The following is a 15,849-nucleotide window of genomic DNA, read 5'->3' on the forward strand; positions in this document are numbered from 1 at the left end:
CCATTCTCCTTTACGAAACAGCTTCAGACGCTGATGCGTTCCGATCACGGACGAACAGCAGCCCGAGTTCATGATGCTCATCCTCATAGAGCGCCCCTTGGACGAAACGGACTTCGCCGTTATGTCCGACGACATCCAACTTGCAGAACGCGCGGTTGCGTTGGAGCGCCTCGTAAAACTCGGTTTCGGTCCGCACCGGGGCGCCGTTTGTTTTGATGATGACTTCTCCGATCGAAAGCCCCATTTTTTCCGCTTTCGAGCCGGGAAGCACGCCGACAATCACCAAGCCGTGCGGATGGCGGGCAAAGCGGGGCGGGCGGGGGCGGTCGGCGCGATGCCCGGAAAACGCAATCCATTCGCGGCCGATGATGGCCATAGCCCCCGCCGCCACCGTGAGCGGTGGATACCATATACCCGAAGCGGCCAACAGGGCGACAACGAACGCCAGCCGAACAACAAGCCGCCCCTCCGCGCGCGCCGCTTCCGCCGGCAGCATGTGCTGGCGGCGCTGGGAAAAGCCGAGAAGAAACGGCACGAGCCAAAATGAATAGCTGTCTCCCGTCGAAACGAGCGGCCACCAGGAAGCCGGAGGCAGCGCGCCGCCTGATACGGGCAGCACAACCGGCACAAACCAAAGACGCTGCGTCCATTGCAGGCCGACCGTCATCCCTCGCTTGCTTTTCGCAAGCTGCGGCGAGGCCGCCTCGTTTCGCGTGCGAATGATGAGCCATCCTTCCGAAAGCAAAAGCAACGCAAGCCACACCGCCAAAGCGGGCGCGGCCGCCATGCCATCGGGAAGCCATCGGGACAACGCGCTGCTTCGCTCCGCCAAACCGAGCACGAGAAGCGCGCCGCCAACCGTATAAGCAGGCGACAGCAACCGCGCTTCCATCGTCAAACTAAAGAGCACCGTCAGCACCGTCACCGTCCAAACCGCTTCCTGCGGCACCGCGATCCCGATGCCGACGGCCGCCGCCGACAACATCGCTCCAGCCATCCATCCCTTCGTCCAAAGCCCGCGCCACTCTTGCCATAGGCTGTAGACGCGCACATGAAAATCGCGGCGCTCCCGCTTCACCCGCCGCCAACCGACGGCCAAAGCGAGCGCGGCGCCATAATAAAGAAGCGGCTGCCGCCAAACCGACGCGACGCCCTCAAGCCATTCCAGCCACCATGTTGCCATCCGCTTCACCCCTTGCGTCGTTCATCATTCTTTATCTTCTATTCTACCAAATGGCATGGCCAATTCCCATGCCCACAGCCATCTTTTTTCGCCAATGGCGAATCTTCGCTGTTTTCCACTTTCTTTGCCGAATCAACACTAGTTTTGTCGGCTGGGAAGGATTTTCAAAGATGCAGAGGAAAAAGGATAAACAAGACGAAACAAGGAGGAGTGAAACGATGGAATTGAAAACGTCCGACGTCGCTATTCGCCTTGGTGTATCGCCGAAAACGATCCAGCGCTGGGTGCGCAAATACAACATTCCGTTGCGGAGAAACGAGGCCGGCCACTACTTGTTTGATGAAAAAACAGTCGCCTTGCTCGAACGGGTCAAATTTGAACAAGGCGCCGCCATGGAAGCGCCGCCGACCCCGAAACGCCCTCCGACGCCGCTGCGGAACAACATTCCTATTGACGCCTTACATGAATCGATCGAACCCGAAATCGCCCGCGTCTCCTCGCGCTTGGACCAGCTTGAACGGCAACTGGAGCAAAAAGCAGATGACGTCGTCTCCATTCAACTGTTGCATCACCGCCAAGAAATGGAAGAAATCGTCGCCCGCCTCACTGCGTTGGAGCAGCTTGTCGCCCGCCTTGAACAGCAGCTGAACAATCGGCCGCCTTCCTCCCATGAAACATCGGACGAACCAAAGCAGAAACGGCGCGGCCTTGGGCGGGTGATGGGGTTGTTTGCCTAATGGTTCCATCCTCCCTGCTTGACGCAGGGTGTTTTTTTGGTTGCTTCTTTCCCCTTTTTCTCCCCCTTCACTACTTCTTTACAATTTTTTTATGCTTTTTTAATCGCAGCGGTTTATAATGGACCATGTTGTGCAATCTTCCCGTATGGGAAAGGAGGGCGCGCGAGATGGAACAAAGAGAACGAAAAGCGGTCGCCATCGCGTTCATCGTATTGGCTCTCTACCTTTCTCCGCTGTACATGTTAGGCGAACACGCCCATATTCGCGTGCACGACAATATGGATTCGAACATCGCCTGGTATCGCGTGCTCGTTCGCAGCGGCCAACTATTTGGCCCAATCGATGCCGTCATCCCGCAAGTGATCAACGGGTTGCCGCGCAACGCCTTCGGCACAGAATTCAGCGGCATCGTGTGGCTGCACGCTTTGTTTCCCTCCATGGTGGCGTACGCGCTCAGCCAGACGATCACGAGGGTATTCGCCTTTTTGGGTATGTATTGGCTGCTCAGGCGCCACTTTTTGCCTTCACCGGAATCATGGCTCATTCGCGTCGGGGCGGCGCTTGCTTTTGCGCTGACACCGTTTTGGCCGTCCGGCATGTTAAGCACGCTCGGCATGCCGCTGGCGCTTTGGGCGTTTCTGTCGATCCGCAACGGAGAAGCGACATGGAAAGAATGGCTTGCGATCATCTTGCTTCCGTTTTACGCCAGCTTTGTGCTCGGATTTTTCTTTTTCCTCGCCGCGATGGCGGCGGTGTGGCTGTTTGACGGCGTTGTCCGCAAGCAGTGGAACAAGCGGTTTTTCGCCGCGATCGCCCTGATGACAAGCTTGTTTTTGGCCATCGAGTACCGCCTCGTGTACTCGCTTGTCTTCAGCGGCGAACCGACGAGCCGGAACGAGTTCCTCTCCTCGCGGCTCAGCTTCGTCCACTGCCTTCGTTTAACGTTGAAAAACTATGTGCTCGGCCATACGCATGTGATGACCGTCCATGGGCCGATCATCTTGCCGGTGCTTTGGGCGGCGTTTTTTCTCGTTTTGCGCCGCCGTCAGCGCGGGTCATTGGAGCGGCGCTTCCTTTTGCTGTTTTGGTTGAACATCGCCTTATCGGCTTGGTATGCGTTTTGGTTTTACAAAGGGTGGCAGCCGCTGAAAGAACGGATTTCACTTTTGAATACGTTCAATTTCGCCCGCTTCCATTTTTTGCGGCCGATGGTCATTTACGTCGATTTTGCCTTGGCCTTGCAAATCTTAGCCAAGGAACGGACCGCATGGCGGCGCCTCGTGCCGATCGCCTTGGCGCTGCAGCTGCTTTTGCTTGGCGGGTTTAACGAGGAAATCCGCTATCGCCTCGCTGGCACGCCGTCGTTCGAGCAGTTTTATTCCGAACATTTATTTACCAAAATCAAGCAATACATCGGCAAGCCGGTATCGTCCTACCGCGTTGCCAGCGTTGGGCTTCACCCGGCCATCGCTCAATACAACGGGTTTTATACGCTCGATACGTACAACAATTTTTACCCGTTGTCGTATAAGCGGAAGTTTCGCCGCATCATTGCCAAAGAATTGGACAAAAGCCCAGTGCTGAAAGACTATTTCGACCATTGGGGCAACCGCGTCTATTTGTTTTCGGCAGAGCTCGGGAAACATTACATGTTCACGAAACGCTCGCATAAAGTGATTCGTCATTTCGAGATCGACACAAAGGCGTTCAAACAGCTTGGCGGCAAGTACATTTTTTCCTCCGTCCCGATCATGAACGCCCGCGACATCCATCTCCGCTTCTTGCGGGCGTTCACCGATCGACAGTCAGTCTGGAAAATTTATGTATACGAAGTGGAGTGAAAGGGAGGCAAGAAACATGGTGGACAAACCATTGTTAGCCATCGTCGTCCCATGCTACAACGAAGAAGAAGTGTTGCCGGAAACGGCCCGGCGGCTGACCGCTTTGCTTGAGCAGCTGCTCGAAGAAGGAGCGGTCGCCATCGGCAGCCATATCGTTTTTGTCGACGACGGCAGCCGCGACCGGACATGGGCGCTCATTGAAGAAGAAAGCGAGCGCAACCCGTTTGTCTCCGGTGTGAAACTCGCTCGCAACGTCGGCCATCAGCGGGCGCTGCTCGCTGGGCTCGAAACCGTTCGCGCGTACGCCGATTGTGCCGTGTCCATTGACGCCGATTTGCAAGACGATGTGGAGGCGATCCGCGAATTTGTGCAAAAATACCGCGAAGGGTATGACATCGTGTATGGCGTGCGGCGGAGCCGAAAGACAGACACGTGGTTCAAGCGTACGACCGCCCAAGCCTTTTATCGGTTCATGAGGGCCATCGGAATCGAGCTGATTTACAACCACGCCGATTTCCGTCTGATGAGCAAGCGGGCGCTCGATGAACTGAGCCGTTACACGGAAGTCAATCTCTTTTTGCGCGGGTTGGTTCCGCTCGTCGGCTTCCGCTCGACGTGCGTCTTTTACGACCGGCATGAGCGGTGGGCTGGACAGTCGAAATACCCGCTCAAAAAGATGCTCGCCTTCGCCTTTGACGGCATCACGTCCTTGAGCGTCGCACCGATTCGCGCCATTACGCTCATCGGGTTTTTGGCCTTTCTCACGAGCGGTGCGGCCGGGCTGTACGCCCTGATCGTCAAATGGCTTGGACACGCCGAATCGGGCTGGACGTCGCTCATGATTTCCGTTTGGTTCATCGGCGGGCTGGTGCTCATGAGCCTCGGCCTCATCGGGGAATACATCGGCAAAATTTATCAAGAGGTGAAACGGCGGCCGCGGTTTGCGATCGAAAAAACCGTGCAGCTGCCGCTTCCATCAGAAAGGGAGAAAACACCAGCCCGCCTGTAGGAAGGCATAGGTGATCCAAAATCGAAAAGGTCGGACGGATCCATCGGATCCGCTTGAACATCTCCTGCTTTCACTTGCGGCCTGGCAGCAGCATCCTCCTTCGATTCGATATAGATGCAACAAAGAAGTTTAACATATCCTTGACGGAAAAGTGGTTTGTCCATTTTCGTCGGTCACGCTAAAGCGTGATGGAAGACCGAACAACGACTCGCTTCACAGACCCATTCATGGGTCTGGAAGCGGCGTTGTTCGGTCACTCGACAGTCGGATGCAATCACTGGTAAAAACGAAAAATGTTAAAGCTTTAAATTGCATCTATAGAGATGATAAAAAGAAAGGGTGTCCCAAAAGGATCGGGACACCCTTTCTTATTACCGTATATAGCATCAATCGTCCTCGGCTCGCTTACGACGGAAACAACACGCCAAGCGCTTTTTTCAGCTGCACATCATGCTTCGGATCGCGGACGGCTTCCATGATTTTCGTTTGCAGCACATCCGCCGTCGTCTCATCGATTCGTCCCGTAACCGGCAGCTGATTCGCTTTTTGGAACGCTTGAACGGCTTGTTCGGTTTCTTTGCTGAAGTAGCCGTCCGTGCGGCCCGGGTCGAACCCAAGCCCTTTGAGCATTTTTTGCGCATTGGCGATTTGCTCGTCGTTCATGTCATACCGAAGCGGTTTTTCCACATGAAGCGGAGCGACGTGGAAATAATCCGGCTGCGCCACCGCGACATCCGGCTTGATCCCTTTTTTATGGATCCAATGCCCGTCCGGCGTCAGCCATTTGTACAGCGTCAATTTGATGTTGCTGCCGTCGCCCATCGGAATCGCCTGCTGCACCGTCCCTTTGCCGAACGTTGCCTCGCCGACCAGCTTGTAGCCGCCCGCTTCCTTCATCGCTCCCGCCAAAATTTCCGACGCGGATGCGCTTCCTTTGTCGATGAGCACAACGATCGGGTATGGCTTTTTCGCCGTTAAATCGGAATAAAACTTTTGCCGATCGCCATCGCGTTCTTCAATTTGCACATATGGTTTGCCTTTCGGGATGAGCTGTTTCAAAATTTCCTCAACGCTTTGCAAATAGCCGCCCGGATTGCCGCGCACATCGATGATCAAGCCATCAATATGTTCGGCCTCAAGCTTCGCCAATTTCTTTTTAAAATCGGCGGCTGTGTTTTCCGAAAACGACGTAATTTGCAAATAGCCCGCCTTTTTGCCGTTGTATGTTTTGATCGAGTCATACACCGTCTGAATCGGAATTTCGTCGCGGACGACTTTGACTTTCATCACGTTTTTGACGCCGGGGCGCAAAATGTCAAGCTCCACCGTTGTTCCTTTCTTGCCGCGGATTTTCAATACCGCTTCATATAAATCAAGCCCTTCCAGGCTTTCTCCGTTGACGCGCAAAATTTGATCGTTCGGCTTCAGACCCGCTTTTTCCGCCGGCGAGTTTTTGATCGGAGCAACGATCGTCACCTTGCCGTCGATCATGCTCACTTCGGCGCCGATCCCCTCAAACGACGAGTCGAGCGACTCGTTGAACTGCTCCGTCGTTTCCGCATCCATGTAGACGGAATACGGGTCATGGAGCGTGTTGATCATACCTTGAATGGCGCCTTCCGTCAGTTTTTCTTCATCCACTTTCTCCACGTACCGATTCTTAATGAGCTCATAAGCTTGCCGGATTTTTTTCATCTCTTCGCTGTCGTTCGTCGACTTGGACGGCTCATTCGAAACAATCGTCGAAAGCGAGCCTTCCATCGGGCGGTCCGCCAACTGAAGGCCAGCGTACGTCCCTCCCGCCCCAATGAGCATCGATATGGCCATCAATGCGGCCGTCGTCGATTTTTTCACGTTGCTTCCTCCTCACCCTATGCTTGACCTTCCCCACCGCTTGCTGCGGTGCGGGAAGGGGGCTTTCTCCTCGCTCCTCCGTCAGTGAAGCAAATGAACATCCCTTCCGCCTCAACGCTGACGGCTTTTGCAAAACACGAAAAGGAAAAGCACCGCCTCACGCCGTGCCATGCCTTTATCTTCATCATATGTTGGGCTTGTACCGAGTATGCTAGTGCGTTGCCCATCCTTTACTAGTTTACACGCTCCTTGTTGATTTCTCAACTCATACGGAACGGAAAAAGAGGCACCCCCGCCCTTGGCGGCGAACGATGCCTCTTCTTGATCGGATCTTAAATGGCAGCCAAACCGACGATCCGCACAAAAACGAAACGCTTTCACCCCTCTTTTGGCAAGTCGATGAGCATCAACCGCGATCCTTCGTTCGTTGCGAGGCGAAGAACCGGCGTTTCCGTGATGCGGGCCGCATCGCGCCGCTCGAGATGGGCCTCGCCGTTTAACGTCAGATCCCCCTCAATGACAAAGACAAAGATGTTCCGCCCTTCCGGCTGGGTAAACGTCACCTCATGCCCGGCTTCCAAATCGGAAAGATAAATCGTCAAATCTTGATGAATGTGAGCAATCCCCGGGGAAGACGGGTGTTTCGTGACAATCGGCAGCAAGGCGTTTTTCATCTTGTCGACCGGAAACTCGGTCCGCTCGTACGACGGCGGCAATCCGTATTGTTCCGGCAAAAACCAAAGTTGCAAAAAGTTCACCTCTTCCGTCGCCGACGGGTTCACTTCCGAATGGACGATGCCGGTACCGGCCGACATCCGCTGCACGCCGCCGAACGTTGTCACCGCCTTATGTCCGGTGCTGTCTTCATGTTGCAAATAGCCTTTAAGCACGATCGACACAATTTCCATCTCCCGGTGCGGGTGAGCGCCAAAACCGGAGAGCGGCGCAACGAAATCGTCGTTTAACACCCTTAGCGGGCCAAACTGGATGTTGTTCGGATCATAATACTCGCCAAATGAGAAGCTATGGTATGTTTTCAGCCAGCCGTAATCGGCATGATATCGGGACGACGCCCGGTCGATGCGGATCATCTTGTTCCTCTCCTTCATTTATCGAAATAGAGCACCAAGAGCATGCCGCTTTGATACGGCGATCGCCATAGCGATCATAGTCATGTGATATATACGATGCGGATCATGAAAAATCTAGAATGCTGGTGATTCAACAGGAAATGCGGTTCAATCATGTCGCTTCTCAAACGGAGGAGCCTTATATATAAATGTTGCTCTTCCCTCCACTCAAGAATCATCGATATTAGGGGAAATGGACGTTTTTCACCGGCCTCCTTGGAGGGCTAGCCAGCATGAAGTTCTACATCAATTTGATTGGTTCTAAAATCTCGAATTCGAGATTATTATATAAAAAACCGTTTTGCCTGTCAACTTTGGAACGATTAAAATCGACTATCATTGGTCTGACCGCCATTCCCATTTACACATTAAAGACCAGACGGGTGAAGTGACAACAAATGACGTCCAGTCGCTCATTAACGACTTGCAAGCATCACCGTCGCTGTCAAATGATGAAATCATCGCCAAAATCAAAACTCTCTTTTCCATTGATACCCCGTTCCGCCTTGAACTCGAGTGGAAATATGGAAGCGGCCGGACGCGGAAACTTTCCGTCAAGCAAGACGAGGACAAAGGAGAAAATGCTGGGCAACCCGGCGATGATCAAGATGACGATGACCAAGGTCATGATCAAAATCACGACCAAGACGATGATGACTACGATGGCGGCAATGTAGGCGGCGATGATGGCAACAGCAGCGAATAATCGCGTCCTGAGCAGACAAGCAGCTGCCCGAAAGGCCGGGAAACCGGCTAATGAGGGCAGCCGTATTTTTGTCGGGGCTTCCGGCCTCCACTTTCTTTTATTTCCTTTCCTCGTCCGGCCGTTCTTCGAGCAGCAGATCAATAATCGGGCAGTTATATAAATTGTCTTCATGAGGGCAACATTCCTTTAATTGCTGGAGCATCGCTTCGATCCGCCTCAAATCGCGAATGCTGGCTTGAATCTCCTCGATCTTTTGCGTAACAAAGCGGTACATGTCTTTGCATCGATCGCGATCCCGATCGACAACGCCAAGCAGTTTATCAATTTCCGCCAAGGTGAATCCGAGCCCTTGCAACCGCTTAATAAACTGAATTCGCCTGACCGTTTCCTCCGTATACAGACGATATCCGCCTTCTGTCCGCTCCGTTTCTGGAATAAGCCCTTTCCGTTCGTAGTATCGGATCGTTTCTTTATTGACATGGCATTTTTCCGCTAGTTTACCGATGCGATACGTTCCCATATCATCACCCTCGCTATTCCTCTCTTCCATGTGAACCGTTGATATGCACCTTTCTGAAACCATCTGTTCTTTCCGCTAGGCTAACAACTTCATGTAAGTTTCCCTTCGTCTTTTGACTCACATAACCACCTCACCCAAAAGCATAAACCTTGTACTATAGTACAGGGTCAAGTCAATATGAAAGTTGGGCCGGCGAAAAACAACTGTTCCCCCTGATCGATTGGTTATCGTGCGAAAAGAGGAATCGATGTTACAAAGTTTTTCAATTTGAGAAGTGCTGCTGTTAAGCTTCATGCTCTGTTCAATCACCAGCCTTTTAGGGAAGCGTTCCGCCAAACGGACCGCTCCCCATTAAGCTTCGTTGCAACCGCAACAGCAATGAGTTCCCCCCCCCTTGATAACGGTCCGCGAAGCGGCGGCCCAATTCGAAGGCCTCATCCCGCGCAGCACGATAACTTCGAAACATCTTGGTCAAACGTAAGCGCCGCCAGCTTCAGCCCCTCCGCCATCGTTAAATACGGGACAAGCGTGTGGCGAAGGTCGTCGATCGTTAATTCGAATTGAATCGCCAACGCTGCGGCGTAAATGACCTCGCCGGCATTGTCCGCGACGATGTGGGCGCCTAGCAGCTTGCCCGTACGGGCCTCAGCGACAAGTTTAAACACCCCCGTCGTTTCCCGGTTGACGATGGCGCGCGGCACCGCCTCAAGCGGCAGGACGGACGTTTTCACGTCATACCCGTTTTCTTTCGCCCGCTGTTCGGTCAAACCGACGGTGGCGATGGCCGGATGGGTGAACGTCACCGCCGGAACGACGGCCGTATCCCAGCGCTTGTTCAGCCCGCCGACGGCATTAGCCGCGGCAACGGCTCCCTGATAGGCCGCGACATAGACGAACTGCGGGCCGAGCGTGACATCGCCTGCCGCATAAATCGACGGGTTCGTCGTCCGTGTGTATTCGTCGATCAAAATTTCCCCGCGCGCCCCGACTTCCACACCGGCTGCCGGCAAGTTCAACGCCGCCGTATTCGGCGTTCTCCCGGCAGCCACGAGCAATTCGTCCGCTTCGATGACCCGGGTGCGTCCGTCCACGTTCACATACACTTTTTTCGTATTCCCATCTTGTTCGACCCGTTCAAATGAAGCACCGGTGATGACGCGGATGCCTTGTTCCGTGAGCGCCCGCGCCACCGCTTCGGAAATTTCCGGGTCATACTCTTTCAGCAGGCGCGAGCTTCGCTGCATCAACGTCACCTCCGAGCCGAGATGGTGGAACAGCTGTCCCAACTCCATCCCGATGTAGCCGGCGCCGATGACGGCGAGCCGCTTCGGCACTTTTTTCAGTTCAAGCAAGGTCGTGCTGGTCAAGTAGTCGACATCATGAAGTCCCGGAATATCCGGCACGGCCGGGGAAGCGCCTGTCGCGATCAAAAACCGTTTCGCCGACAGCGTTTGGCCGTTCACTTCAATCGTTTGGCGATCGATAAACCGAGCCTCCCCTTGGATGAAATCGAACCCATACTCTCCGATCAAGTCTGCATATTTCGCTTGGCGAAGCTGCTCGACCAGTTCATTTTTTTGCTTCACTAACGGCGCCAAATCAACCGGACCAGCGGATGTATGCAGGCCGAGAAACGGATGATTTCGCGCCAACGCATAGATTTCTCCGGCCCGAAGCAGCGTCTTCGATGGCACGCATCCGATATTGACGCACGTCCCCCCGACCGTTCCGCGCTCGACCATCGCCACTTTCGCCCCGTATTTCACCGCTTCGATCGCCGAAGAAAACGCCGCCCCGCCGGAACCGATGATCATGTAATCATACTCTCCCTCGCCATCGATAACAGATCTGGCTGATGCGGTGATCTCCTCGGCTTCCCCCGGCTCGTAATGGGCGTTTTTGACCGCTTGTCTCGCCATGTCAACGTCCGTGCCCTCAGGCAGCGCGAATACCACTTCACCGCGCCGGAAGCTGACATCCATCAGCTTAGCCCCAATCGCCTCCAGCGCTCTGGCGACATGTTGTTCACAGCCGGTGCATGTCATGCCTTGGACGGTCATTCGATATGTTTTCATGGTAAAAAACACTCCTTATCAACAAATGTCTAACAGCGGGTCATACGGATCAATAGGCAATGGTAAGTAGCTGTGATCTCCCCGTGCGCCAAAAAGCGCTGTTCGTATTCGCGCATCATGGCTTTGAATAGCGCTGGGAGCGCGTTCAACGATATAGCGCGCAGCAGCAGGTGGACAAATCGCATCTTGCTCACCGTGAACGATCAGCATTGGAGCGGAGATGTCCGCCAAAAACGGGCGCGCATCGGCCTCAATCAAATAATCAAGCCCGATCAGCAGTTCCTCAACCCGATCGCGGTAAAAGAACTCAGAAATATCCCCCTTTTCGCTCTTGGACCATAATGAAGCAAGGAAAGCAGCTATCGTGTCAGCCGGCCGTACTTGCAGCTTTGTTTTCATCCGCTTGACGATCCGTGGATGCCATCCAGCTTCATAACCGTCATCGGCAATAAAACGGCTCGTGCCGCCGATCAAAATAAGACGAGAGACCCGCTCGGGATAAGCATGGGCCAACTCTAGCGCCACAAGCGAACCGAGCGACCAGCCGATGACCGTCGCACGCTCATGAAGCACCTGTTCCGCTCGCTTTCGAAAGCAATGAACCGTTTTAATTTCCTTCCATTCGACGACTGTCGCATTTCCCCTTAGTGATAACGAATCGAGCAACGGCGCAAAAATATCCGCTTTCATTCCCCATCCCGGAATGCAGACAATATTCATGGGATCCCCCCTAACTTTCTGCCAACACAGCCATTGATCCAAACGGCCCGTCAAGCTGTTGCTTCATCGATAAGCAACAAGCACCATGCAAGAGAAGATGGGAAACGCCTTCCTTAACGGACAGCGTGTGGATGTGAAGCTAGATTAAGCGGCCGCTTTTTTCTCGATCATGACCCATACGCTTTGCGCCGTCATGTACAAAATCAGCCCAGAGCGTTGGTTGGTTTTCCCCGAGCTTCGGTCCTTGCGCCTTTATCTCCTCATCCCGTAAATCGGATCTTTCCCCCTTTCACCACCATTTGTAAACCAAAAATAAATAAATGTTTACATTTATCGTATCACAGGCAACCGATGGCCACAATCTTTTTTCATTCCCAACGAGTTGGAGAGGGTCTCCCGCATCCATCACCGCCAAAAACGGATTGAAACAGAATCAAAGCGGAATGGGCATAGAATTTGCCTGCCGATGATGTCAAATCAATCAAAAAAATACGCAACTTGTCCCACCAAAAGACAGACAAGTTGCGCAATGCCACCTACCGTTCGAAATTAGAAAGGAATATAGTCAAGCGGATTGACCGCATTCGTTTTCGCCTCGTTCCAGCCGCCGCGATGCAGTTCAAAATGAAGATGCGGACCGGTCGAATTCCCTGTATTGCCCATGTAGCCAATAATTTGTCCTTTACGGACGTGCTGCCCTTCGCCAACAAGACGCGCTTCTAAATGAGCGTACACGGTCGTATAGGTTTGCCCATTCATCACATGGCTGATGAAAATGACGTTGCCGTAGCTGCTAGAATAGTAGGAGCGGAACACAATGCCGTCCGCTGCAGCGACAACCGGCACAACGGGAGCTCGCTTGCCGATGTCGACCCCCGGATGGAAGTCCGTGCCGCCAAACCGGTAGCCAAAGCCCGAGGTGATCGGTCCGTTGGCTGGACGGGTAAACGCCCCGCTCGATACAGGCGGCGTGCTGCCGCCGGATGGCGTTTCTCCTGATGACGCTCCTCCACCGTTTGGCGAGGCATATGTACGTCCTCTCTGTTTCGCTTCTTCTTCGGCCCGTTTTTGCCGTTCGAGTTCGGCAAGCTGCTCTTTCACCGCCGCTTCTTGCTTGGCGATCAGTTCTTTTTCTTCTTCAAGCGCCATCTTATGATCATGCTCTTCTTCCTCTTTTTGCTTCAAATCGGCCATCAGGCGATTTTTTTGTTCGAGCTGGCCGGCCAGTTCGGCCTGCAGCTGCTTCAATTCTTGCAAATCCGCTTGCAGCTTGTTCCGCTTCTCCGTCAATTCGGCTTCCTTTTTCTCTTTTAACGTTTTATCAGCTTCCTGCTCGCGGATGATTTGTTGGTCCGCTTCCATGATCGTCGTCACGGCGCTCATCCGGTCAATGAAGTCGCTGAAGCTTTGCGCGCCAAGCAATACTTGCAAGTAGCTGATCGCTCCGCCGCTTTCCTGCAAGGAACGAAGCCGCTCCTTCAAAATTTCATTCCGCTTTTCAATCCGTTCTTGAATTTCGGCAATTTCTTGTTTCAATTGGTCAATGGCTTGCTCCGTTTGGTCAATATCTGCGCTGACGTTGCGGATTTTGCCGCTCGTTTCCTCAATGGCAATGTTCAGCTTTTCAATATCGTTGGCGACTTGTTTTTGCTGCGACTGAAGGGCTTCGATGTTTTTTTGCGCCTCGCTGATTTTTTCCTGCACCTCTGACCGTTTTGAACGAAGCGCGTCGATCTCGCCTCGCTTTTGTTCGATATCACGAGTGCTGACGGCGTCCGCCGCCGGCGGCAGAACGCCAAGGCCGAGCGCCGCGGCGACCGCGAGCGCCATCATGTTTTTCTTTTTCATCGCTTTCCCCTCTCCCTATGACTTTTGTTTACACTTTTAAAAACTTGCGCACCGACATGACGCTTCCCCAAATGCCGATGCCGGCGCCGATCGCCAAGAGCAGTGCGCTCAACTGCCACATAAACGGCGAAAACGGAAGAAGTTCAAAAAACGGCAAGGAAACCCGCTGTTCATACACTTGATACACGTTGTAGTACACGATCGAAAGCGCCGCGATCGGGAAGAGAGCGCCAAGCATTCCAAGCCATAACCCTTCCAAAAAGAACGGCCAGCGGATAAACCCGTTCGTCGCGCCCACGAGCCGCATAATTTCGATTTCGCGGCGGCGGGCGAAAATCGTAATTTTGATCGTGTTGGAAATGAGAAACATCGCCGTAAACAACAATCCGAGAATGAGCACGAGCCCCACGTTGCGCGCCACTTTCAGCGCGTCAAACAGCTTCTCGACCGTCCCTTGGCCATAATTGACTTTATGGACGAACGGCAATGTTTCGATTTGTTTGGCGATTTTCACCGTATCTTGCGGATGGGCCGCTTTCACGACGTATACATCGCTCAACGGATTGTCCTGTTCAAATAAGCGGAACGACGAGCCTTCATCCCCCATGCTTTTGATCAGCCGCTTCAGCTCTTCGTCCTTCGATGAATAGCGCACTTCCTTGACGTTTGGAATGGCTTCAATTTGCCGGCGCAAAGCGTCTTTTTGCCGGCTGTCGGCCGTCAGCTCGATATGGACGCGAATTTCGACATCGTTTTCGACTTTTTGGGCAAAATGGTTGATGTTGAACATGACGACAAAAAAGACGCCGACAAGCAAAAGCGTCACCGTGACGGCACTCGCGGACGCAAACGTCATCCAACCGTTGCGGCCAAGGCTTTTGATGCTTTCCCGGACGTGGCGCTTAAACGTATGAAGCGTCATAGCCGTATTCCCCCTTCGCCTCGTCGCGGACGATTTTCCCGTTTTCGATGGCGATGACGCGCCGCCGGGTCGCGTTGACGATCTCTTTGTTGTGGGTCGCCATCACAATCGTCGTTCCCCGGTCGTTGATTTTTTCAAACAGCTCCACAATGCCCCATGAGGTTTCCGGGTCCAAGTTTCCTGTTGGTTCGTCGGCAATCACGATCTTCGGGGAGTTGACGATTGAGCGGGCGATGGAGACGCGCTGCTGTTCGCCCCCGGACAGTTCGTTCGGATAAGAGCGGATTTTATGTTTGAGGCCGACTAGGTCGAGTACTTCCATCACTTTTTTGCGGATCACTTTCGGCGATTCTTCAATGACTTCCAAGGCAAAGGCCACGTTTTCGTAAACGTTGAGCTTCGGAAGCAGCTTGAAATCTTGGAACACAACACCGATATGGCGGCGCAAAAGAGGGACTTTGCTGTCTTTGAGTTTGGCAAGGTTGACGCCGTTGACCATAATGGTCCCGCTCGTCGGCTTTTCCTCGCGGTACATCATTTTAATAAACGTCGACTTCCCAGCTCCGCTGGGTCCAACGACATAGACGAATTCTCCTTGCTTGATGCGGACGTTGATGCCGTTTAACGCCACAACGCCGTTTGGATACGTTTTGTATACATCTTGCATTTCAATCATCATCATCACCTATTTTCGACTTCCCTGTTGCCATTTCTCGAGCTGTTTCGAATGAATCTTGCAAAATTCCGCAAGGATTATTATAACACGATTTTCTATTGTCGAATTTTACATTTATATTTCAAATGGGGAACAATGGAGAAACTAGGACAAAAGATTCAAAAAAGCAAACACCGCCCCGTTCTTAAGCGAACAAGGCGGTGCACCTTCCTTGAATGAAACGATCTTTTCCTTTCAAAGAGTCAGAAACATCCGTCCATTATTTTTTCGCAGCCAGCCATTCCGCCACTTTGTCGGCGTCTTCCCCTTTAATGATTCCTGCCGGCATCGCGCCGCGGCCGTTGGCGATAATGTCTTTAATCTGATCTTTCGAATACTTGCTTCCAACCTTTTGCAAGTTCGGGCCGACCCCGCCCGACAGGTCTTGTCCATGACAGGACGCACAGTTTTGTTTAAAAATTTGCTCGGCAGCCGCTGCTGTATCCCCTCCGCCGTTGCTGCCGTCGTTTTTCTCCCCGGCATTGTCCCCGCCACCGCCGCATGCGGCAAGCGCGAGCGAAACGCCAAGGAACATCGCAGCCAATTTCCATTTCATGGCGAACTCCCCCTGAAAACAAAAATTTCGTTC

At 53.2% G+C, this 15,849-nt stretch carries 14 protein-coding genes; 4 read left to right on the top strand and 10 right to left on the bottom strand.

Going from position 1 to position 15,849, the window contains the following annotated elements; genetic code table 11:
* Positions 1-10: 10 nt before the first annotated feature.
* Positions 11-1,183 carry a PDZ domain-containing protein gene (locus DI44_RS01570; protein WP_033026249.1) on the bottom strand — a complete coding sequence of 391 codons (1,173 nt, stop codon included), beginning with the start codon at positions 1,181-1,183 and terminating at the stop codon, positions 11-13.
* Positions 1,184-1,401: 218 nt separating this feature from the next.
* Here DI44_RS01570 and DI44_RS01565 point away from each other — a divergent pair, with 218 nt between their 5' ends.
* From DI44_RS01565 to DI44_RS01555, 3 genes are all read left to right on the top strand, one after another.
* Positions 1,402-1,920 (top strand): MerR family transcriptional regulator, encoded by a 519-nt coding sequence (locus tag DI44_RS01565; RefSeq protein ID WP_011232559.1) that lies wholly within the window; start codon positions 1,402-1,404, stop codon positions 1,918-1,920.
* A 167-nt stretch (positions 1,921-2,087) separates the two neighbouring features.
* Positions 2,088-3,761, top strand: a complete 1,674-nt coding sequence (locus DI44_RS01560; protein ID WP_020279436.1) for a DUF6044 family protein — start codon at positions 2,088-2,090, stop codon at positions 3,759-3,761.
* Between the two features lie 16 nt (positions 3,762-3,777).
* Positions 3,778-4,770 carry a glycosyltransferase family 2 protein gene (locus DI44_RS01555; protein ID WP_013146402.1) on the top strand — a complete coding sequence of 331 codons (993 nt, stop codon included), beginning with the start codon at positions 3,778-3,780 and terminating at the stop codon, positions 4,768-4,770.
* Positions 4,771-5,175: 405 nt separating this feature from the next.
* On the opposite strand, the gene DI44_RS01550 is transcribed toward DI44_RS01555, so the two are convergent.
* Complete coding sequence (locus DI44_RS01550) at positions 5,176-6,624, bottom strand: S41 family peptidase (protein WP_021321650.1); 1,449 nt, start codon at positions 6,622-6,624, stop codon at positions 5,176-5,178.
* A 377-nt stretch (positions 6,625-7,001) separates the two neighbouring features.
* Positions 7,002-7,715: a pirin family protein gene (locus DI44_RS01540; RefSeq protein WP_023633674.1), complete on the bottom strand. Its 714-nt coding sequence runs from the start codon at positions 7,713-7,715 to the stop codon at positions 7,002-7,004.
* Positions 7,716-8,055: 340 nt separating this feature from the next.
* Here DI44_RS01540 and DI44_RS01535 point away from each other — a divergent pair, with 340 nt between their 5' ends.
* Positions 8,056-8,460, top strand: coding sequence for a hypothetical protein (locus tag DI44_RS01535; protein ID WP_020279431.1), 405 nt, complete (start codon positions 8,056-8,058; stop codon positions 8,458-8,460).
* Between the two features lie 97 nt (positions 8,461-8,557).
* Here DI44_RS01535 and merR read toward each other — a convergent pair whose 3' ends face one another.
* From merR to cccB, 7 genes are all read right to left on the bottom strand, one after another.
* The gene (merR, locus tag DI44_RS01530) at positions 8,558-8,980 is read right to left on the bottom strand and encodes an Hg(II)-responsive transcriptional regulator (RefSeq protein ID WP_011232565.1); all 423 of its coding nucleotides are present in this window, start codon (positions 8,978-8,980) and stop codon (positions 8,558-8,560) included.
* Positions 8,981-9,414: 434 nt separating this feature from the next.
* Entirely contained in the window at positions 9,415-11,055 is a 1,641-nt protein-coding gene (gene merA / locus DI44_RS01525) for a mercury(II) reductase (protein WP_033026251.1), read from the bottom strand.
* Positions 11,056-11,073: 18 nt separating this feature from the next.
* Complete coding sequence (locus tag DI44_RS01520; RefSeq protein WP_081823196.1) at positions 11,074-11,775, bottom strand: alpha/beta hydrolase; 702 nt, start codon at positions 11,773-11,775, stop codon at positions 11,074-11,076.
* Between the two features lie 549 nt (positions 11,776-12,324).
* Positions 12,325-13,623 (bottom strand): peptidoglycan DD-metalloendopeptidase family protein, encoded by a 1,299-nt coding sequence (locus DI44_RS01515; RefSeq protein ID WP_033026253.1) that lies wholly within the window; start codon positions 13,621-13,623, stop codon positions 12,325-12,327.
* Between the two features lie 28 nt (positions 13,624-13,651).
* A complete protein-coding gene (ftsX, locus tag DI44_RS01510) occupies positions 13,652-14,545 on the bottom strand; it encodes a permease-like cell division protein FtsX (protein WP_020278905.1) in 894 nt (297 codons plus the stop codon).
* Complete coding sequence (ftsE, locus tag DI44_RS01505) at positions 14,526-15,221, bottom strand: cell division ATP-binding protein FtsE (protein WP_011232571.1); 696 nt, start codon at positions 15,219-15,221, stop codon at positions 14,526-14,528. Before ftsE ends, ftsX begins: the two co-directional genes overlap by 20 nt.
* 259 nt (positions 15,222-15,480) lie before the next feature.
* The gene (gene cccB / locus DI44_RS01500; RefSeq protein WP_011232572.1) at positions 15,481-15,816 is read right to left on the bottom strand and encodes a cytochrome c551; all 336 of its coding nucleotides are present in this window, start codon (positions 15,814-15,816) and stop codon (positions 15,481-15,483) included.
* Positions 15,817-15,849: the final 33 nt, after the last annotated feature.

This window comes from Geobacillus sp. CAMR5420, from assembly GCF_000691465.1.
GTDB lineage: Bacteria > Bacillota > Bacilli > Bacillales > Anoxybacillaceae > Geobacillus > Geobacillus thermoleovorans.

Excerpts from the sequence above, each read along its gene's own strand:
- DI44_RS01570 (WP_033026249.1), bottom strand. The coding sequence starts at position 1,183 with ATGGCAACATGGTGGCTGGAATGGCTTGAGGGCGTCGCGTCGGTTTGG.
- DI44_RS01565 (WP_011232559.1), top strand. The coding sequence starts at position 1,402 with ATGGAATTGAAAACGTCCGACGTCGCTATTCGCCTTGGTGTATCGCCG.
- DI44_RS01560 (WP_020279436.1), top strand. The coding sequence starts at position 2,088 with ATGGAACAAAGAGAACGAAAAGCGGTCGCCATCGCGTTCATCGTATTG.
- DI44_RS01555 (WP_013146402.1), top strand. The coding sequence starts at position 3,778 with ATGGTGGACAAACCATTGTTAGCCATCGTCGTCCCATGCTACAACGAA.
- DI44_RS01540 (WP_023633674.1), bottom strand. The coding sequence starts at position 7,715 with ATGATCCGCATCGACCGGGCGTCGTCCCGATATCATGCCGATTACGGC.
- merR (WP_011232565.1), bottom strand. The coding sequence starts at position 8,980 with ATGGGAACGTATCGCATCGGTAAACTAGCGGAAAAATGCCATGTCAAT.
- merA (WP_033026251.1), bottom strand. The coding sequence starts at position 11,055 with ATGAAAACATATCGAATGACCGTCCAAGGCATGACATGCACCGGCTGT.
- DI44_RS01520 (WP_081823196.1), bottom strand. The coding sequence starts at position 11,775 with ATGAATATTGTCTGCATTCCGGGATGGGGAATGAAAGCGGATATTTTT.
- DI44_RS01515 (WP_033026253.1), bottom strand. The coding sequence starts at position 13,623 with ATGAAAAAGAAAAACATGATGGCGCTCGCGGTCGCCGCGGCGCTCGGC.
- ftsX (WP_020278905.1), bottom strand. The coding sequence starts at position 14,545 with ATGACGCTTCATACGTTTAAGCGCCACGTCCGGGAAAGCATCAAAAGC.
- ftsE (WP_011232571.1), bottom strand. The coding sequence starts at position 15,221 with ATGATTGAAATGCAAGATGTATACAAAACGTATCCAAACGGCGTTGTG.
- cccB (WP_011232572.1), bottom strand. The coding sequence starts at position 15,816 with ATGAAATGGAAATTGGCTGCGATGTTCCTTGGCGTTTCGCTCGCGCTT.